The 18,504-nt window shown below is 64.9% G+C and carries 22 protein-coding genes; 8 read left to right on the forward strand and 14 right to left on the reverse strand.

Annotated features, from left to right (window positions below; translation table 11 throughout):
- Nucleotides 1-5 precede the first annotated feature (5 nt).
- The 3 genes from BTHE68_RS17410 to BTHE68_RS17420 all read right to left on the reverse strand — a co-directional run bounded on the left by BTHE68_RS17410 (nt 6) and on the right by BTHE68_RS17420 (nt 1,875).
- A complete protein-coding gene (locus tag BTHE68_RS17410) occupies nt 6-404 on the reverse strand; it encodes a GFA family protein (RefSeq protein WP_162067547.1) in 399 nt (132 codons plus the stop codon).
- Between the two features lie 58 nt (nt 405-462).
- On the reverse strand, nt 463-1,032 hold the full coding sequence (locus BTHE68_RS17415; RefSeq protein WP_162067548.1) for a hypothetical protein: 570 nt from the start codon (nt 1,030-1,032) through the stop codon (nt 463-465).
- A gap of 198 nt (nt 1,033-1,230) precedes the next feature.
- Nucleotides 1,231-1,875: an OmpW/AlkL family protein gene (locus tag BTHE68_RS17420; RefSeq protein ID WP_174258063.1), complete on the reverse strand. Its 645-nt coding sequence runs from the start codon at nt 1,873-1,875 to the stop codon at nt 1,231-1,233.
- Nucleotides 1,876-2,077: 202 nt separating this feature from the next.
- Here BTHE68_RS17420 and BTHE68_RS17425 point away from each other — a divergent pair, with 202 nt between their 5' ends.
- The gene (locus BTHE68_RS17425; protein ID WP_162067549.1) at nt 2,078-2,371 is read left to right on the forward strand and encodes a hypothetical protein; all 294 of its coding nucleotides are present in this window, start codon (nt 2,078-2,080) and stop codon (nt 2,369-2,371) included.
- Between the two features lie 16 nt (nt 2,372-2,387).
- Here BTHE68_RS17425 and BTHE68_RS17430 read toward each other — a convergent pair whose 3' ends face one another.
- A complete protein-coding gene (locus BTHE68_RS17430; RefSeq protein WP_162067550.1) occupies nt 2,388-2,906 on the reverse strand; it encodes a hypothetical protein in 519 nt (172 codons plus the stop codon).
- A 104-nt stretch (nt 2,907-3,010) separates the two neighbouring features.
- Nucleotides 3,011-3,979 carry a GlxA family transcriptional regulator gene (locus BTHE68_RS17435; protein ID WP_162067551.1) on the reverse strand — a complete coding sequence of 323 codons (969 nt, stop codon included), beginning with the start codon at nt 3,977-3,979 and terminating at the stop codon, nt 3,011-3,013.
- Nucleotides 3,980-4,169: 190 nt separating this feature from the next.
- On the opposite strand from BTHE68_RS17435, the gene BTHE68_RS17440 reads away from it, so the two are divergent.
- The gene (locus BTHE68_RS17440) at nt 4,170-4,859 is read left to right on the forward strand and encodes an HD domain-containing protein (protein ID WP_162067552.1); all 690 of its coding nucleotides are present in this window, start codon (nt 4,170-4,172) and stop codon (nt 4,857-4,859) included.
- Between the two features lie 2 nt (nt 4,860-4,861).
- Here BTHE68_RS17440 and BTHE68_RS17445 read toward each other — a convergent pair whose 3' ends face one another.
- The 9 genes from BTHE68_RS17445 to norR all read right to left on the reverse strand — a co-directional run bounded on the left by BTHE68_RS17445 (nt 4,862) and on the right by norR (nt 14,163).
- Nucleotides 4,862-5,572 carry an extensin-like domain-containing protein gene (locus BTHE68_RS17445; RefSeq protein ID WP_162067553.1) on the reverse strand — a complete coding sequence of 237 codons (711 nt, stop codon included), beginning with the start codon at nt 5,570-5,572 and terminating at the stop codon, nt 4,862-4,864.
- 9 nt (nt 5,573-5,581) lie between these two features.
- Nucleotides 5,582-6,625: an NAD(P)/FAD-dependent oxidoreductase gene (locus tag BTHE68_RS17450; protein ID WP_162067554.1), complete on the reverse strand. Its 1,044-nt coding sequence runs from the start codon at nt 6,623-6,625 to the stop codon at nt 5,582-5,584.
- A gap of 420 nt (nt 6,626-7,045) precedes the next feature.
- The gene (locus BTHE68_RS17455; protein ID WP_162067555.1) at nt 7,046-7,852 is read right to left on the reverse strand and encodes a c-type cytochrome; all 807 of its coding nucleotides are present in this window, start codon (nt 7,850-7,852) and stop codon (nt 7,046-7,048) included.
- Complete coding sequence (locus BTHE68_RS17460; protein WP_162067556.1) at nt 7,849-9,474, reverse strand: b(o/a)3-type cytochrome-c oxidase subunit 1; 1,626 nt, start codon at nt 9,472-9,474, stop codon at nt 7,849-7,851. Before BTHE68_RS17460 ends, BTHE68_RS17455 begins: the two co-directional genes overlap by 4 nt.
- Nucleotides 9,464-10,030, reverse strand: a complete 567-nt coding sequence (locus tag BTHE68_RS17465; RefSeq protein ID WP_061174879.1) for a cupredoxin domain-containing protein — start codon at nt 10,028-10,030, stop codon at nt 9,464-9,466. Before BTHE68_RS17465 ends, BTHE68_RS17460 begins: the two co-directional genes overlap by 11 nt.
- 10 nt (nt 10,031-10,040) lie before the next feature.
- Nucleotides 10,041-10,211, reverse strand: a complete 171-nt coding sequence (locus tag BTHE68_RS36625; protein ID WP_087131231.1) for a hypothetical protein — start codon at nt 10,209-10,211, stop codon at nt 10,041-10,043.
- Nucleotides 10,212-10,233: 22 nt separating this feature from the next.
- Nucleotides 10,234-11,496, reverse strand: coding sequence for a c-type cytochrome (locus BTHE68_RS17470; RefSeq protein WP_162067557.1), 1,263 nt, complete (start codon nt 11,494-11,496; stop codon nt 10,234-10,236).
- 13 nt (nt 11,497-11,509) lie between these two features.
- Nucleotides 11,510-12,223 (reverse strand): c-type cytochrome, encoded by a 714-nt coding sequence (locus tag BTHE68_RS17475; protein ID WP_502710592.1) that lies wholly within the window; start codon nt 12,221-12,223, stop codon nt 11,510-11,512.
- A gap of 344 nt (nt 12,224-12,567) precedes the next feature.
- Entirely contained in the window at nt 12,568-14,163 is a 1,596-nt protein-coding gene (gene norR, locus BTHE68_RS17480) for a nitric oxide reductase transcriptional regulator NorR (protein WP_162067558.1), read from the reverse strand.
- A gap of 122 nt (nt 14,164-14,285) precedes the next feature.
- Here norR and hmpA point away from each other — a divergent pair, with 122 nt between their 5' ends.
- From hmpA to BTHE68_RS17505, 6 genes are all read left to right on the forward strand, one after another.
- Nucleotides 14,286-15,467 (forward strand): NO-inducible flavohemoprotein, encoded by a 1,182-nt coding sequence (gene hmpA, locus BTHE68_RS17485; RefSeq protein ID WP_162067559.1) that lies wholly within the window; start codon nt 14,286-14,288, stop codon nt 15,465-15,467.
- 205 nt (nt 15,468-15,672) lie between these two features.
- Nucleotides 15,673-16,110: a carboxymuconolactone decarboxylase family protein gene (locus BTHE68_RS17490; protein ID WP_061174883.1), complete on the forward strand. Its 438-nt coding sequence runs from the start codon at nt 15,673-15,675 to the stop codon at nt 16,108-16,110.
- A gap of 10 nt (nt 16,111-16,120) precedes the next feature.
- Nucleotides 16,121-16,531: a cupin domain-containing protein gene (locus BTHE68_RS17495; protein ID WP_162067560.1), complete on the forward strand. Its 411-nt coding sequence runs from the start codon at nt 16,121-16,123 to the stop codon at nt 16,529-16,531.
- A 30-nt stretch (nt 16,532-16,561) separates the two neighbouring features.
- Nucleotides 16,562-17,791 carry an NnrS family protein gene (locus BTHE68_RS17500; RefSeq protein WP_162067561.1) on the forward strand — a complete coding sequence of 410 codons (1,230 nt, stop codon included), beginning with the start codon at nt 16,562-16,564 and terminating at the stop codon, nt 17,789-17,791.
- 77 nt (nt 17,792-17,868) lie between these two features.
- The gene (locus tag BTHE68_RS36630) at nt 17,869-18,012 is read left to right on the forward strand and encodes a hypothetical protein (RefSeq protein WP_174258064.1); all 144 of its coding nucleotides are present in this window, start codon (nt 17,869-17,871) and stop codon (nt 18,010-18,012) included.
- A 160-nt stretch (nt 18,013-18,172) separates the two neighbouring features.
- Nucleotides 18,173-18,349: a hypothetical protein gene (locus tag BTHE68_RS17505; RefSeq protein WP_162067562.1), complete on the forward strand. Its 177-nt coding sequence runs from the start codon at nt 18,173-18,175 to the stop codon at nt 18,347-18,349.
- Nucleotides 18,350-18,504: the final 155 nt, after the last annotated feature.

An 18,504-nucleotide genomic window follows, 5' to 3' on the forward strand; every position in this document is an offset into this window, starting at 1 on the left:
TTTGATCAGGGCGCGCCGCGTGCGTAGCGCGGCCGCCCTTGCGCGTCGTGCCACGGCTCGGCGCTTTGGCACCAGATTTCGTATTGCGGCGGATACAACCCGGTTTCATCGAAGATGCCGGTCGGCACTTCGATCTCGTCGACGCCGTCGAACGCCAGATATATCGGCGAGCCGCACAGGGGGCAATGGTGCCGCTTGCCTGTCGTCGAACTCTCCCACGCGGTGGTGTCGCCCGACACCTGAAACGCAGCGCGCGGAAAAATCGCATAGACGCCGAACGGCGCGCCGTGGATACGCCGGCACGTCATGCAATGGCACAGGTTCACTTCCTTCGGGTCGCCCGTGACGCGCACGCGCACCGCGCCGCAGGCGCATCCGCCTTCGTGGATCGGCTGAGCGGTCATGGGTCGGTCCTCCCGCGAGTCGCTGCGCGCCCGGGAGCGCCCGGGCGCGCAGCGAGGTTCAGCGCGTGAAGTAGCCGCGATTCTGCATGCATTCGCTATAGGCGCGCCAGTAGCGCGTCATCGGCGGCTCGGGCGGCGGCAGCGGCGGCATCTTCATGTCGCCGCCGTAGATCGCATCGGATGCGCCGGACGCGCCGGCCGCCATCGATGCCGGCATCGCGGGCATGCCGGGCATCGCGCCGGACGCGCCAGGCAGCCCGTTGGCGCCCGACACCCGCCCAGGCGGCAAGGCCGACGCCGCGATCGCCGCCGATGCGCCCGATGCGGGCGCCGCAGCCGAGGCCGCGAGCGCACCCGATGCACCCGATGCGCCCGGCGGCAATGGCGGTTCGACCGGACGCGGCGGCGTGAGCACGCGCGTTTCGCGCTGGGCATCGCGCGGCGGCGTTTGCGATTCGCGCGCCATGTTCACTTTCGTCGTCTGGTTGGCGTAGCCGTAGCAGGCGGCGTTGTCGACCGATTGCTGCCACGTGCTCTGGCTGCGTCCGGGCACGGTGAGCGGCTGTTGCGCGAAGGCGCTGCTACACGCCGCGAGCAAGGCGATTCCCGCATAAGTGGAAGGTCTCATTGGCTTGCAGTTCCCCGATGCAGTTTTATTAGTCGTTGCAGGCGCACGACGCTCATGCGTGATCGAGCGTCGCGAGTCTGCGCCGGGCCTGCTGTCAAGGATACCGCGGTCGTTCAACCGTCCACGCCAGAAGCACTGGCATCTTCCGCCAACATTCAGACAATGCGCGCGGCGGCACATATCGAGGAAGACCGCGCGTCAGAACTTCATGCCGACGCCCACGCCGATGATCCACGGATCGATCTTGAGCGAGCCGAGATCGGCGCCGTCCGCCGAAGCGCTCGTGCGCATCCAGATTTTCTTCACGTCCGCGTTGACGAAGAGGTTCGTCGCCACTTGCACGTCGACGCCCGCCTGCAGCGCCGGACCGAAGCTGCTGTGCCTGATCGACACGGGCGTGTCGCCCGCCTTCAGCTTGTCGTTGTAAAAATACGTGTAGTTCACGCCCGCGCCGACATACGGACGCACGCGGCCAGCGTGATTGAAGTGATATTGCAGAAGCAGCGTCGGAGGCAAGACGCTCACGCCGCCAAGCCCTCCGATGCCCGATGTCACCTGATGCCGCGAGGTCGCCAGAATCAGCTCCACGCCGATCTCGTCGCGGATCATGTAGGTGAAATCGAGCTCCGGCACGATCGCGTTGTTCACGTCGACGCTGAGCGTGCCGAGCGCGCCGCCGGCTTTCACATCCGGCTGGATGCTGATGGCGCGCAGCCGCACGAGCACGTCGCCGGCGTGAATGCCGCCCATCGAATCGTCCGACGATGCTTCGCCCGCCGCGTGCGCCACGCCCGCAAACAACGCCGCGCAAGTCAGCGCAAATGCCCCGAGACCTTTTCTCATTTCTATCTTGTTCACGTTAAAAATGAGAATTGTCCTAGCTGCTCGAAACCGCGCCCTTGACGGCTATCAACGCGCTTCGACCCGCGCGGAAACATCCGCGGGGAGCTTGCGCATTGACAAGTGCGCGCCGCTACGCCGCACTATTGCGGGCCCGCGCCTTGCTGCACATCGGGGAAAGTGCAGAACAAATGGGAGGCGGCAGATGAGACCCACACTCAGCACCTACGGACGCATGGCGGGGATTCTGCTCGGCGGCACGCTGGCCGTCGTGGCGAGTGCCCAGCAGGCGCCGGGCAAACCGAACAAGCTCGACTACGACAGCACGCCCGCGTATCAGGAGAAAAACGTCACGCCGCCCGCGGCAGCCGCCGCGAACGCCAGCGACGCGTTGAAGACGCGACCGGGCAAGACGTCATCGGGCAAGGGCGCCGCGCCCGACCGGCCGAACGGTCTCGGCTTCGACGCGGGCGCGAACAGCATGGGCAAAAAGCAGTGATGCAACGCTGCCTCGATCAGGCGTCGGCGGGCTTGTCCGGCCACGGCCAGGTCGAATAACGCGACGTTTTCGACTTGCTCTTTTTCTGCGGAACCGGAGTCGAAGTCGTCGCCGCTTCATGCGCCGGCGCCGCGCTTTCCGCGACATCCGGCAACGCTTCGCCGAACCACGGCACGTCCTTGCGCCGCTCTTCCGCGTAGGCATTCCAGCCCTTCGCGTTATCGGCGAAGAGATCGTGCTTGACGGTGTTGGCGAGCATCGGCCGATTCAGCGTTTCGTCGAGCAGTGCCTTCGGCCACACGAAGAACGCACCCGACGCGCGCCGGATGAAATCGCGCGGCGCCATCTTTTCGTCGATGAAGCCGAGCAGCGTGAAGCCCGCGAGCGCCTCGTTGCCCTTCACCGCTTCGCCGATGCTCGCGTATTCGTCGGCGCATTGGCTCAGGCAAAACACCGACTCCAGCACATCGCCCAGATGCAGAAGCAATGCGCGTCGTTCGTAGGGATCTTGCGTGGCGGTCTGTTGTTTCGTCATTCGCTGTTCCGATATGTCGAGGGTGGATTCTGCGGCGCGCGTACTGCCGGGCGCGCCGCGTTCATCTCAATTTTAACGAACCCGTCGCGACGCCGTCGTCACGATCACTTCGTGAAGCGTGTGCGAAAGCTCAGCCGATAGTCATTCGGCGACACACCGAGCCGCCGCGCGAACACGAGCCGCATGCGATCCGCCGTGCCGAAGCCGCAATCCCAGGCGACGGTTTTCAGCGGCGTGTCGCTGCTCTCGAGCATATTGCGGGCCGCGTCGACGCGCGCGCGTTCGACGAACTCGTGCGGCGTCATCTGCGCGAGCTGCACGAACGCGCGCGCGAAGTTGCGTTCGCTCATGCCGGCGACGCTCGCCAGTTGCGCGACCGCCAGCCGCTCGCCGATATGCTCCATCACGTAAGCCTGCACCTTCGCGACGGGCGACGTTTCATCGGCGGGCGCGCTGAGATACGGGCTGAACTGCGACTGGCCCCCGCGCCGCTGCGCGAACACGACGAGACGCTTCGCCACCGCGAGCGCGACCTGCGCGCCGTGATCCTCGGCGACGAGCGCGAGCGCGACATCGATGCCCGCCGTCACGCCCGCCGACGTGACGAGATTGCCGTCGCGCATGTAGATGCGGTCCAGTTCGACACGCGCGCGCGGAAAACGCTCCGCGAGACGCGGCGCGTTCTGCCAGTGCGTGGTCACGTCGCGGCCGTCGAGCAGACCCGCGTGTCCGAGCGCGAACGCGCCCGTGCAGATCGAGCCGTAGCGCTCGCAGCGCGATGCGACATCGGTGAGCCAGGCGCTCAGGCGCGGATCGGGTGCATCGACGGGAAGACTCGGGCCGCCCGCGACGAGCGCGGTGCCGAAACGGCGATCCGCTTCGTCGAATGACAGATCCGCGACGAGCCGCGTGCCGTTCGATGCCCGCACGATGCGCTCCTCGGGTCCGACCAGCGCGATCTCGTAGGCGTCCGATGCGCCAATGAAGCCGTTCGCTTCCGCGAAAACATCGACGGGACCCGCCACATCGAGCGCCTGCACGCCCTGGAAGATTGCGATCGCAACTGTACGCATCGAAAGGAATGTCCGTGATGGGTTCGCGTGGCAGGAGACGACGTGCGACTGGCAGGGTTCGACGCGTCGTTCCGATTGAGACGTGAAGGCGTTTTGACGAGACTTGAAGGCATCCGGCGCGCTGCGCGATTTTAGCAACGCACAGGCATTCGCGCGCTGGAGCCCACACTCACATCACGGAGCCACACTCATGAGCGAAATCATCGCAGGCATCAGGATTCCCGACAGCCAGATGGCGCGCGAAGCCACGCAACTCGTGCGCGATACCGAACCCGACCTGCTCTATCATCATTCGCGCCGCGTGTTCCTGTTCGGCGCGCTCGCCGGCGAGCGCAAGCAACTGAAGTACGATCCGGAGTTGCTCTATATCGGCGCGATGTTCCACGACATGGGTCTCACCGAAGCGTACAGCAGCCCGCACGATCGCTTCGAAGTCGATGGCGCGAACGCGGCGCGCGATTTCCTGCGCCAGCACGGCATCGTCGAATACGACATCGAGCAGGTATGGGACGCGATCGCGCTGCACACGACGCCGGGCATTCCGCAGTACAAGAAGCCGGTCGTCGCGCTGGTCACGGCGGGCGTGGAAATGGACGTGCTCGGCCTCGCCTACGACGAATTCAGCGCCGATCAACGCAGGCTCGTGGTTGCGGCGCATCCGCGCGAGGCGAACTTCAAGGAAGGCATCATCGATGCGTTCGCGAAGGGCACCATCGACAAGCCCGAGTCGACGTTCGGCAACGTCAAAGCAGATGTGCTCGCGTTGAAAGACCCGAACTACAAGCGGCTGAACTTCTGCAGCATCATCCTCGGCTCGGCGTGGAACGACCAGCCTCACGATCTTGCGACGTGCCGCAATCCGGCGCATCAGCACGCATGAAGTCATCGACAGACGCGGTACGGTCCCATGTCGACGTGAAAGTGCGTCTTGTGCAGCGCGTTGTAGTCGGGACCGAGCGTCGTGTCGAATGAACGGCATGCGCCTTCGTGAACGCGGCGAAGGAACTGGCCGTCGGGCGACGCAGCATCGTCCCAGCGCGCAAGCGTGATGCGGCGTCCGTCGTCGAGCACGAAACCCGTCAGGTCGATGGCGTTCGCGCGCGCGTGCTGACTCAACGCGGCGTCCTGCTGATGATTCACGTTGCGGCACGCATAGCTGCCGACATGTTCGATGCGTGCCACGCGTTCGCCATACATATCGAGCGCGGCGGGCTGGAGATACTGATGCGCGAAATACGCCATGCCGAGCGCGAGCGGACAGGTTGCGAGAAACGGCGCGCTGAAGCGCAGATCTTCGGCCTGGGTGACGCGCACCACGTCCGCGAGCGCGCAGCCGCCCGGCCCGGTCGCATCGGCCATCTCGCGATAGGCGAGACCGGAGCGCGCGAGCGAGGCATCGCAGCGTTGCGCGTCGCGCATCGTGCGCCATAGCTTGAAGCGCGTGAGCGGACCTTGCGGCGCGCGCACGTCGAGCGGCGCGAAGGGATCGTAGCGCTCGGGCAGCGCGACGCGCTTCGAATACACCGCGTAAGCGAACGCGACCGCGCCGATCAGCGACGCCAGCAACAGCCACGCGACGATGCGTGCGATCACGCGAAGCGCTTACGCGTCGTCGGCCGCGTGCGCGGCGTTGACGCGTTCGGCGAGTTTCGCGTCGTAGCTCGAATGCACGTGCACGCGTTTCTTCTCGGGATACGCATACGAATACGCCTTGCGCAGCGCGAGCGATGCTTCGTGAAAGCCCGACAGAATGAGCTTCTGCTTGTTCGGATAATTGGCGATATCGCCGACCGCGAAGATGCCCGGCCGCGACGATTCGTAATTCGACGTATCCACTTCGATGCGCCCGCCGCGCACATCGAGATTCCAGGTCGCGATCGGCCCGAGTTCCGAGACGAGGCCGTAGAGCGCGACGATCTTGTCCGCCGCGAGATCGGTCGCGCCTTCGACCTGCTTCACGCGCACGCCGCGCAATGTGCCATCGGGCGCGTCGAGCGATTCGATCATGCCGACGACGAACTCCATTTCGCCCGCTTCTACCGCGCGCTTCATCGTCGCGACGGAATTCGCCGCCGCCGAAAAACCGTTGCGCCGATGCACGAGCGTGAGTTTCTTCGCGATGTCTTTCAGTGCAAGCGCCCAGTCGAGGGCCGAGTCGCCGCCGCCCGCGACGATGATGTTTTTGTCGGCGAAATCCGCCGCGCGCGAGACGCTGTAGTGGATGTCCTTGTCTTCGAGCGCGGCGGCTTCGGGCAATTGCAGCCGCTGCGGCACGAAGGCGCCGTTGCCCGCGGCGATGAGGATCGCGGCGCAGTCGAAGGTCATGCCGCGCTCGGTGGTCACGGTCCAGCGATGATCGTCGTCGCGTTGCGTGACGGATTGCACGCGCTGATCGAGATGGATCGGGACATCGAAGGGGCGAATCTGCTCCAGCAACCTGTCGACGAGTTCGCGCGCGGTGCATGAGGGGATCGCGGGAATATCGTAGATGGGCTTGTCGGGATAGAGCTCGATGCATTGTCCGCCGATGCGGCCGAGCGTATCGACGATCTGGCATGTGAGACCGATCACGCCGGCTTCGAAGGCGGCGAATAGCCCTACTGGGCCCGCGCCTATGATCAGGATGTCGGTTTTGATTGCTTCCATTTCGGTTTCGCTTTTCCTTGGTCTGCTGGTTTTTTCAGCATTCTTTGGGTCACGATACAGAAAGGTCTTGCTTGCAGCAATCAAGTCCCTGTTGGGGTAGCGGCGATTTTTTTGCTCCGTTTGGCTTGTGCGGCTTCTATGGAATCCTGTGTTCGTGTCGGTCTATTGGCAATGCCCCTCCCCGGGGCGGGGGTCACTTTCTTTGCTGCTGCAAGAAAGTAACCAAAGAAAGCAGCTCGAGACGCCCGCGATCACACGCAATTTGGGTGTTCTTCTCATTGTTCGTGGCCTCAGTAGCGAGTGCCCTCATAGGCCTAACCGGGCTTGGACCGCACACGATCTGACAAGCCAGTCGGCCCGAACAGGGGCAACGCAAATAGACCAACGCGAATTCAGGATTCCATAGAAGCAAAGCCGAACTCACCTAACCGCATTCAACTCCCGCGCATAATACATCGCCGCCGCATCGATCTCCTCAGCGGTCATATTCCGCGCTACATTGCGCATTACCTCATTGATATCGTTGGTCCGCGTCCCGTTGGCGAACGCAACCAGCTGCGCCTTCGTATAAGCCGCCGGCAGTCCATCGAGCCACGGACTCCCCGCCTTGTTGTCGATGCCCCCATGACACGCCGCGCACGGCGCGATATTGCGCATCGGCGCGCCATGCGCCACGATCGCCGGTGCGAGCGCCTCGCTCACCTTGCGCTGCGCGGGCGGGCGCGGCAGGCTCGCGTAATACGCCGCAAGATCGCGCATGTCCTGATCGCTCAGGTTCATCGCCATCGGCGACATCACCGCGTTCGTGCGCGCACCCTTCTGGAAATCGATCAACTGCTTGTAGATCACCGCCCCATACTGCCCCGCGAGATTCGGCGAATTGGCTTCGCTCATGCCGCGCTCGCCATGGCACATCGTGCAGCGCAACGCCAAAGTCGCGCCGCGCCCGACAGAATTGGCGCTCACGTTCACGAGCAATTGCGGCGTGACCTCGACGCTCGTCAGCTTCATCTTCGGCTCGACCGTCGTATCGCCCGCATACCAGTTGCGCGGCACGCCCGCCGCGCTGCAGATGGCGTTCCAGATGCCGGTGGACGACGCGTCGCGCTGCGCCGAAGGCAACCACACGAAGCCGATCAACGCCGATACCACCGCGATCGCAATCGTCCCCAGCACGCTGACCGTGAACCAGCGGTTGCGGAATGTGAAGAGGCGTTCTTCGCTCATCGCTGCGCTCCGATCGGCACCGCGGGCACCGCCGTGTCCGAACGCGCGATGAGCTGTGCGATCGGATAGCCGTAGTTGACGAGCGTGAGGCCGATCATCAGCACGAGCCACAGCGCGAAACTGTTCAACGCCACCGGAATGGTGCGCGGCTCATGCACGGCGCGGCTGAAGCGAAACTCTTCGACCGTAACCTTCGGCGCGCGATGCGCCTTGATCAGCACGATGAAGAACAGCACCGCCGACACCACCAGAATGAATCCGCCCAGCACCGAAATCGCCACCGACATACCTTGCGCGGCGATCTCCGGATCGTTGTAGTCGTAGAACGCCATGCGCCGCGGCATCCCCAGAATGCCGACGAAATGCCACGGAAACGTCAGCACGATCATGCCGATGAACCACAGCCACAATTGCCAGCGCATCAGCTTCAGGCTCTGCAGCGCGCGGCCCGTCAGATGCGGCCACAGGTCGTACGCGATCGCAAAGTACATGATGACGATCGCGCCCGCGAAGATCAGATGGAAGTGGCCCGTCACCCATTGCGTGTTGTGCACGGTCGAGTCGAGCTGATAGCTCATGTTGATGAGCCCGCCCGCGCCGCCGAAGCCGAGCATCACGAAGGAGAACGCGACGGCGAGCATCATCGGGTTATCCCACGGCAGCGCCTTGATCCAGCCGAGCGGCCCGCGTCCGCCGCGCAGCCGCGCCGCGATCTCCACCGATGCGCAGATCGTGAACACCGTCAGCAGCGTCGGCACGGCGACGAGCGCGGTAAACACCGAATGCATGAACTTGAAGCCGGAGCCCACTTGCGGATCGGCGAACAGATGGTGAATGCCGATCGGCATCGACACGACGAGAAACAGGATGAACGAAATGCGCGCCATCGCATCGCTGTAGAGCCGGCCGCCGATCGCGCGTGGAATGATCGTGTAGTACGCGATATACGCGGGCATCAGCCAGAAGTAGACGATCGCGTGCAGCGTCCACGAGAAGAACACGCGCGCGAGCCCCGCGTCGATGGTCGATTTCCAGCCGAGCGCGACGGGCAGGATCATGAAGAGCACTTCGATCGCCGCGCCGACCGCCGTCCAGCCCCACAGATACGCGCCCGCCACCGTCGCGAACATCGCGAGCGGCACCGGCTTGCCACGGTTCTCGCGCTTCCATGACGCGAGATTCACCGACATCAGCGCGACCCACACCCACGAGCCGACGACGACCAGCACCACGCCGATGTAGTAGAACGCGTTGCCGATCATCGGCGGATAGAAGGTGTAGAGCACCGAGGCGAGTCCCATCGCGACGGGCACCATCGCGACGACCGCGCCGACGGCGACGAGCCAGAAGCCGAGCCACGCCCAGCGCAGGCCGACCAGCGGACGCTTCAGCGCAAGCTCGGAGACCGCGTAGCCGAAGCCCATCGCGATCAGCGTGGGAAAGACGTAGCCCATCGCGGAGCCGTGCGCGGTGACCGAGCGGTAGTAGATTTCCGGATTCTGCAGCCACGGATGCAGCGGGCTGCGCACGAGCATCTGCCACGCGCCGAGCAAGAGCGCGACGCCGAAGGCGATGAACGCCAGCCAGAAATGCGCGAGGACGAGGCGCTTGCTATTGAACACAGGACACTCTCCGCGAAGCGACCGGCACCTTGTCGGCCATCTGCATGAATTCGGCGCGATCGACCACCTTCACATGCGCCCACATGTTCTGATGCCCCGTGCCGCAGTATTCGTGACAGGGCATCAGATGTTCACCAGGCTTGTCGAAGGTCGTCTTGAAGGTCGAGACATAGCCCGGCTCCAGCATCGAATTGATGTTCGTGTTGGTGATGAGAAACCCGTGGATGACGTCCGAGCTCGTCGCGCGGAAGGTGATCGGCACGCCCGCCGGCACGACCAGGCATTGCGGCGTGAACGAATACTGCTGCGCGACGATGCGCACCGTCACCGAGCCGTCCGCCTCGGGCGCGCTGCCGAGATTGCTTTCGATGAATTCGCCCGACACGTGCAGCGTTTCCGGGCGAACCGTCTCGACGCGCGAGGGCGGCATCATCGCCCAGTGCACGCCGGTGTAGACGACCATGCCGACCAGCACGACGACGATCGCGAGAACGAGGATCGCCCAGCGCCGTTCGACCCGTTCGGCGACGTCGTGCGAGCTTGGATTGATGGCCATATGCGATGCCTTATTGAATCACGCCACGCGGCAGAAATACGGCGAAGTAGAAGATGAACCACATGCCGATCACGATCGCGGTCGAGATGCCCGCGAGCGCGATCGCGCCCGACGGGCCGCGCTTCACGATCTCGTCGAGCTTCGCGTCTTCCTTCGTGAGTTCGTTCGGGTCTTCGTTCATGGTGTGATCGATGCCTGGGTACTTAGTAAAGTGGCGCCGAACGCAGCTCGTTCACTTCCTTCACGCTGACCGGCGCGCCGTGATTGCCCCACGCGGTGCGGATATACGTGACCACGGCCGCGACCTCGAGATCCGAGAGCGACTGCGCGAACGGCGGCATGCCGTAAGGCTTCGGGTTCTTGAACGTGCCGGGCGGATAGCCGCCGTTCAGCACCATACGGATCGGGTTCACGGCCGAGTTCATCACGATCGACTGATTGTTCGCGAGCGGCGGGAAATCGGGCGGCTTGCCCTGACCTTGCGTGGCGTGGCATTCGGCGCATTGGGCCTCGTAGACCTTCTTGCCGAGCGGCGCGAGGTCCGAGCGCGCCTCGACAGCCGCCTGGCTCGGCGGCTCCGCCTTGTCACCCGAACGCGCGGGCAGCGCCTTCAGATAGACGGCCATCGCGCGCACGTCGTCTTCGGTCAGATATTGCAGGCTGTCGTAGACGACTTCGGCCATCGGTCCGTAGACCGCGCCGCGATTGGACACGCCCGCATGCAGCAGGCCGACGATGTCGTCGAGGCTCCAGTCGCCCAGACCCGCTTCGCGGTTCGACGTGAGCGACGGCGCGTACCAGTTCTGAATCGGGATCAGGCCGCCTTCGAACGCCTTCGATTTCACATTGCCGCCGAGCGCGTTGATGGCCGTGTGGCACATCGAGCAGTGTCCGAGCCCTTCGACCAGATACGCGCCGCGATTCCATTCGACCGATTGCGTCGCGTCGGGCTCATACTCGCCCGCGCGGAAGAACAGCGAGCGCCAGCCGAGCAGCAGCTCGCGGCGATTGAACGGGAAACGCAACTCGTGCGGCCGGTTCGGCTGATGCACCGGCGGCGTGGACATCAGGAACGCGTAGATGGCGTCGGAATCGGCGCGGGTGACTTTTGTATAGGACGTAAAGGGCATCGCCGGATAGAGCAGCGAGCCGTCGCGCGACTTGCCCGTGTGCATCATCGTGTAGAACTCGGCGGCGGTCCATTTGCCCAGCCCCGTCTCCTTGTCCGACGAAATGTTGGGTGTGTAGAGCGTGCCAAAGGGCGTGTCCATCGGGCGGCCGCCGCCGAAGGTCTTGCCCGCGGGCAGCGTATGGCACGCGATGCAATCGCCCGCGCGCGCAAGATACTCGCCGCGCTTCACGGTGGCGGCGTCGGCGGCCTGCGCCGTGGCCTGCTGGATGGGCGCGGCGCACGCCGCAAGAAAGACCGCGACGGTCAGCGCTCGGAACGGGCGAAATCGGAGCACGTCGGGTCCTCGGTTAGTTGTGAACGCTGCCGCAGGCGAGCGGCATCCTGAACGAACCGGCGGCGACGGGCACCGGATCGGTCGGCGCGGGCAGCGACGCGAGATAGGCCGCGATCGCGGTGATGTCGCGATCGCTCAACAGTTTCGAGACTTGCCCCATGCAATCCGGCGCGACGGTCGAACGTGTGCCATAGCGCCACGCGCCCAGTTGCGCGCTGAGATAGTCGGCGTGCAGGCCGAGCAGCCCGGGAATCGCGGGTTCCATGCCGGTCATCGCCGCGCCGTGGCAACTCACGCAGGCAGGCACCTTGCGCGCGGCGTCACCCTTCGTGACCAGCGCCTTGCCGAGATCGAGCGTTTTTGCATCGACCTTGACGGGCGCGGGCGGCGGGAACGGCGGACGCTCGCTCGCGAAGTAGTCGGCGATCTGCTCCAGGTACGCATCGGGCAGATACGCAAGCAGGTAGTTCATCGGCGGATACTTGCGCCGGCCATCGCGGAACGCGAGCAACTGGTTGTACAGATAGCCGGCGGGTTTGCCGGACAGGCGCGGGAAGTAGTCGTTGTCGGTGCCCTCGCCGCGTGCGCCGTGGCAGGCCGCACAGCCCATCACGCGGGCCTGCATCGTATCGGGCGCGCGCTCCAGTGGGGCGGCGTCAGCCGCGAACGCGCCGAAGCTGGAAAACGCGAACAGCGCGGACAAGAGGAAAGCGCCGAGCTTTGCCACGTTTCGCACGTAACCCCCGTTGTCGATTTGCCGTGTTCGATTAGTCGGGCGTGAGGCATGCGTCCGACGCGGTTCTTCAAGGCGCTGCGATGTTCTTGGTGCCGATGGGTTGCGCTAGGCTTTTCTGATCTTAGAAGAGACGGCCCGCTTTTCCCAGCTTGGAGATTGTCTCAATGCATGACGTCGATGCGGTTCGCACAATGCATCCTTCTTTGCGTTTGAACAATGAATAGCATCTTTTTTAAGACGGGCAATGACTTTGTGTCGATCCGCTACTGAATACAGGTCATCGCTTTGAACAGTCGATTGAATTATTTCAAGACAAGCGATGCGTCACGCACCGCTCATTTGAGGCCGAGCCGCTTCGCCAGCCGGTTGAGATTCGCGCGATCCATCCCGAGCTCGCGCGCGGCCGATGCCCAGTTCTGATCGTGACGCTTGAGCGCGTCGAGGATGAGCGTGCGCTCGTACGCGCTCACCGCATCGCGGAAGTCAGCGCCCGGCGCGGGCAACGGCGGCGTGGGCGCGATCGCTGGCGTGCCGGGCGCGCCGCCGCCGGACAGCGTGAGATCGTCGGCGGTCAGCGTCAGGATGCGCGGGCGCTCCCGATGCGCCGCCAGCGCCTTCAACGCGCTCCGCCCGATCAGATGCTCCAGCTCGCGCACGTTGCCGGGCCAGCGGTACGCGAGCAGCGCGGCCTGGGCATCGGCGGAAAGACGCAGGCTCAGCAGACCGAGACGCGAGCGGTTTTCCTCCAGAAAGTAGCCCGCGAGCAGCAATACGTCGCGGCCGCGTTCGCGCAGCGGCGGCACCACCAGCGGATACACCGACAGCCGATGATAGAAATCCGCCCTGAACCGCCCCGCGCGCACTTCCTCGGCGAGATCGCGGTTGGTGGCGGCAATCAGCCGCACGTCGACCTTGTGCTCGCTGTCGGAGCCGATGCGCTGCAACTGGCCGTTCTGCAGCACGCGCAGAAGCTTCGCCTGCACCGGCAGCGGCAGTTCGCCGACTTCATCGAGAAAGAGCGTGCCGCCATCGGCGAGTTCGAACTTGCCGCGGCGGTCCGACGACGCGCCCGAGAACGCGCCGCGCACATGCCCGAAAAGCTCGCTCTCGACCAGCGTATCGGGCAGCGCCGCGCAGTTCAGGCTGACGAGCGGCTTGTCGGCGCGCGGCGAGAGCGCGTGGATCTCGCTCGCGACGAGTTCCTTGCCGACGCCTGTCTCGCCGGTGATGAGCACGGTGAGATCGCTCGATGCGACGATCGCAATCTCCTCCTGCAAGCGGTTGTGCGGCTCGCTGCTGCCGATCATCTCGCGCCGCCGCGGGCCGCTCGCCTGCCGATACACCTCCGCGCGCTGGCGCTCGGCCTCGCTCGTTCGCGCGAGGCTGTCGATGCGCTCGGCCACGCTCACGGTCGCCGCCGCGAGGCTGAGAAAGGCCTGCAGCGACGCCATGTCGATGCCGTCGAAGCGCGCGGGATCGAGCGCGTCGAGCGTCAGGACGCCCCAGGCGTGCCCGTTGATGAAGAGCGGGCAGCCGAGGCAATCGTGCACCTCCAGATGGCCGCTCACGCCTTTCACGAGACCATCGTAGGGATCGGGGAGATCGGAGCCGGCGGCGAAGCGCGTCGGCTCCTCGCGCGCGAGGATGCGCGCGAAGCGCGGATGCTCGCTTACCCGAAAGCGCCGCCCGAGCGTATCGCTCGACAGACCATCGATGGCGAGCGGCACCAGCGTGTCGCCGTCGAGCCGCAACAGCGCGGTGGCGTCGCCAGGAAAGAGCGCGCGCAGCGTGTGCAGCAAACGCCGGTAACGCTCGGTGTCGGGCATCGCGCTCGACAGGTCCTCGATCAGCGGAACCAAGGCGTCGAGCAGCACGCGCGAAGTCATTGCGACTACGTCGGCAGTCCTTTTGACTAGAGTCGAATCGACCATATGCGAAATTAACTGATTGATTTATCGACGATTCTACTCTGGCACAGTTCGTGTATGAGATGTTGTCGAAGACTTCGATGCGGAAGCGCCCCGCTTCCGCCCATCACACGAGGAACCGAAGCATGCTGTCAGCAGAACATCGCGCCATCGTCAAGGCAACCGTCCCCCTCCTGGAAAGCGGCGGTGAAGCGCTCACCCGGCACTTCTACAACAAGATGCTCACCGAGTACCCCGAAGTGCGCCCGATGTTCAATCAGGCGCATCAGGCCAGCGGCGCGCAGCAGCGCGCGCTCGCCAACGGCGTGCTGATGTACGCGCGGCATATCGATCAACTGGAGAAGCTCGGCGGGCTCGTCGGCCAGATTATCAACAAGCACGTCGCGCTGAATATCCAGCCGGAGCATTATCCGATCGTCGGAAGCTGCCTGCTCGCGTCGATCCGCGAAGTGCTCGGCGAGGAGATCGCGACCGACGCCGTCATCGACGCGTGGGCCGCCGCCTATGGGCAACTCGCCGATCTGCTGATCGGGCTGGAGGAAGGCATCTACAGCGAGCGCGAACAGGCGCCGGGCGGATGGCGCGGCACGCGGCGTTTCGTCGTCGCGCGCAAGGAAAAGGAGAGCGACGAAATCACCTCGTTCTATCTCGTGCCCGAAGACGGCGGCGCGCTGCTCGACTTTCATCCGGGTCAGTACATCGGCCTGCGCGTGCTCATCGACGGTGACGAACTGCGCCGCAATTACTCGCTGTCCGCCGCGCCCAACGGCCGCGAATATCGCATCAGCGTGAAGCGGGAAGCGAATGGCAAGGTGTCGAATTTCCTGCATGAGAACGTGCGCGAACGCGACGTGCTGGAGCTTTACCCGCCCGCCGGCGATTTCAAGCTCGAGCAAAGCGAGAAGCCGCTCGTGCTGATCAGCGGCGGCGTCGGCATCACGCCGACGCTCGCGATGCTGCAGGCCGCGCTCGAGACGAAGCGTCCGGTTCACTTCATCCACTCGGCGCGGCACGGCGGCGTGCACGCGTTCCGCGCGGTCATCGAGGATCTGGCGGCGCGTCATCCGCAGCTCAAGCGCTTCTACTGCTACGAGCACAAGCGCGACGGCGATCACGAAGCGCACGGCATCGGCTTCGTCGATGAAAAGCTGCTCGACACGTGGCTGCCGAAGAACCGCGATGTCGACGCGTATTTCCTCGGACCGAAGGCGTTCATGAAGGCCGTGAAGAAGCATCTGAAGACGCTCGGCGTGCCCGAGGCGCAAAGCCGCTTCGAGTTCTTCGGCCCGGCTGCCGCGCTCGACTGATTGCGCGGGTAGCGCGGCGCTTTCCGACCCGTGGTGCAGTCAGCCGCGGGTTTTTTGCGTGCCCGCGCAACATCGAAGATGTCGTCTTGCTGGTCACCTGAAATTTCCAAAAACCGGTCATTTCAAATAGCCGCCTGAACGCCTAATCTTCTCTTGCCGCGCCGATCTGGCGCACTTTTCGAACCCAAGCAAAGAGGATACTTCAATGCAACCCCGTCTCGACTTCTACAAAGCCAGCCCCGCCGCAATCAAGGCGCTCGTCGGTGTCGAAGAGCGCATCGCGAAGTCGGCGCTCGAAAAATCGCTGACCGAACTGGTGCGGCTGCGCGCATCGCAGATCAACGGCTGCGCGTTCTGCGTCGACATGCACACGACCGATGCGCGCAAGGGCGGCGAAACGGACCGCCGTCTGGCGACGGTGGTCGTGTGGCGCGAAACGCCGTTCTTCACCGATCGCGAGCGCGCCGCGCTGGAGTGGACCGAAGCGCTGACGCTCGTGTCGCACGATCACGTGCCCGACGCCGTCTGGGAAGCCGTGAAGCCGCATTTCAGCGACGAGGAAATCGTCGACCTGACGCTGCTCGTCTCCGCGATCAATAGCTGGAACCGCTTTGCGATCGCGTTCCGCAAGACGCCGGCGTGAGGGAATCGACATGAACTTGCGCAAGATTTTCGTCGTCGCGGCCGCGCTGATGCTCGGCGCGGCGAACGCCGGCGCGCACGACACGACAGGCGCGGAGGTCGTCACGCCGGTGATGAAGCAGACGATTCCGGAAGCCGCCGGCAAGAACGTGCTGATGGCGACGGTCTCGTACAAACCAGGACAGGCGTCCGAAGCGCATATGCATCCGGGGTCGATTTTCGCGTACGTGCTGGAAGGCCATGTGACTTCGCAGCTCGAAGGCTCGGCGGCAAAGACGTATGGTCCGGGCGAATCGTGGTACGAGCCGCCGGGGGCGCATCACATCGTCTCGAAGAATGCGAGCGCGACGAAACCGGCGAAGCTGCTCGTGTTCGCGGTCGTCGGCGAGAACGATCCGGTCAAGCAGCCGATTCCGCATTGATCGGAGCGATGTTTTCAACGTGAGGATGTCATGAAGATCGCAGAACCGAACGCCGTTTTCATCGCAGCGCCGGAAGGGCGAAAGCCTGAACATCGGCGGCGCCTCGCGCTGTTCGATCTCGGCTTTCGGCCGTTTTATCTGTGCGGCGCGGCGTTCGGCGCGCTCGCCCTGACGATCTGGCTGCTCGTGCTCGCGGGCGTGCCGCTCTTGGGCGGCTATCTGTTGCGCGCGGACCCGATCGGCTGGCACGCGCATGAAATGGTGTTCGGTTTCGCGGCGGCGATCGTCGTCGGCTTTCTGCTGACGGCGGTGCGCGCGTGGACCGGGCGCGATACCGCGAAAGGCGCGGCGCTCGCCTCGCTCGCACTGCTCTGGCTCGCGGGCCGCGTGCTCGTGTGGAGCGGACCGGCGCTGCCGGCTGCGGTCGTCGACAGCGTGTTCCTGCCCGTCGCGGCGCTCTTGCTGCTGCGCGTGCTCGTGAAGGCGGGCAACCGGCGCAACTATTTCATCGCTGCCGTGTTGCTGGCGTTCGGCGCGCTGAACGCCGCCTTCCATGCCTTCTCGATCGACGCGCGCCCCGATCTCGCGATGCGCACCGTGTACGCATCGGCGGGCATCGTCGTGTTGCTGGTCGGCGTGATCGGCGGACGCGTGATCCCGATGTTCACCGCCAACGCGATCCCCGGCTTCGTCGCGCGACGCTGGCGCTTCGTCGAACTGACGGTCGCGCCGCTCACGCTCGCGGCGTTCTTCGCCGACGCCTTCGCGCTCGATCGCGCGATCGTCGCGCCGCTAGCCGTGCTGGCGTGCGGCATGCATCTCGCGCGCATGACCGGCTGGCGCTCCTATGCAGTACGCGGACGCCCTATTCTCGCGATCCTGCATCTCGCGTATGCGTGGCTGCCAATCGGCTTCGCGATGCTCGCGCTCTCCGCTCTCGGATGGGCGCGCGTGCCGCACAGCCTCGCGATCCACGCGTTCGCAGCCGGCGCGATCGGCGGCGCGATCATCGCGATGATCACGCGCACCGCGCGCGGACATACGGGCCGTCCGCTCGTCGCGGACAGGCGCGACGTCGCGTGTTACGCGCTCGTGATGGCGGCGGGTGCGCTGCGCGTGTTCGGTCCGCTGGTCGCGCCGTCGTGGCATTCGGCATGGATCTTCGCCGCCGGCATCTGCTGGGTGGCCGCGTTCACGCTGTACGTTGCGAGTTACGCGGCGCCGCTCGCCCGGCCGCGCGAAGACGGCAAGCCGGGTTGAGACGGCAACGCTTTTTGACATCCGAATGGGCGGCTTCCGCGACAATCGCGTCCGCCCTTTCCCATTCCGATGTCACCATGAAACACCTTCGTATTCTTTGCGCCGCAGCCCTGCTCGTCGGCGCTTCCCTCACGCTCTCCGGCTGCGGCCTGCTCGGCTGCAGCGGTTTCGCGTCCAACGGCGGCGGCTTCGGCGGCTGCAGCGTCGGAACGCGGTTCTGAAAGTGCGGTCCCTGCGCATGCAGGGCTCGCTTCGTCTATCTCCTGAATAATCGCGCCGCCCCCGCGCGTGCCGGGTTTGCCCGCGCACCGTTCGCGAGGACACTACGTTCATTGGGCAACCGTCGGCGGCAGTCAAAACCGACATCGACTGGAGACAGGCATGAACGCTCACGTAAGTCTGCTACTTCTCGCTCTCGTTGCACCGGCCTGCGCGCTGGCCTTGCGGGTGTGGGTCGCCAGCATCGACGCATGCGTGCCGCGCCTCGCCTTCTGCGCCGTGCATCGCGGCGCGTCCAATCCAAGGCGGCATCTGCTCTCGTTCCGTGCGTCGCCGTAGTGCGCGACGGCGCTGAACGCCCATCCTGCTGCCGCGGGATCGCTCGAATCACGGGGATAAGGGAGCGAGGAGACTACCTGCCGGCGGCACGACAAAACGCGCATCCGCCATGCGGCCCGCGCGCCGCATGAAGAAGTCGCAGCCGCGGAAAGCGC

The organism is Burkholderia sp. THE68, assembly GCF_009938265.1.
GTDB lineage: Bacteria > Pseudomonadota > Gammaproteobacteria > Burkholderiales > Burkholderiaceae > Caballeronia.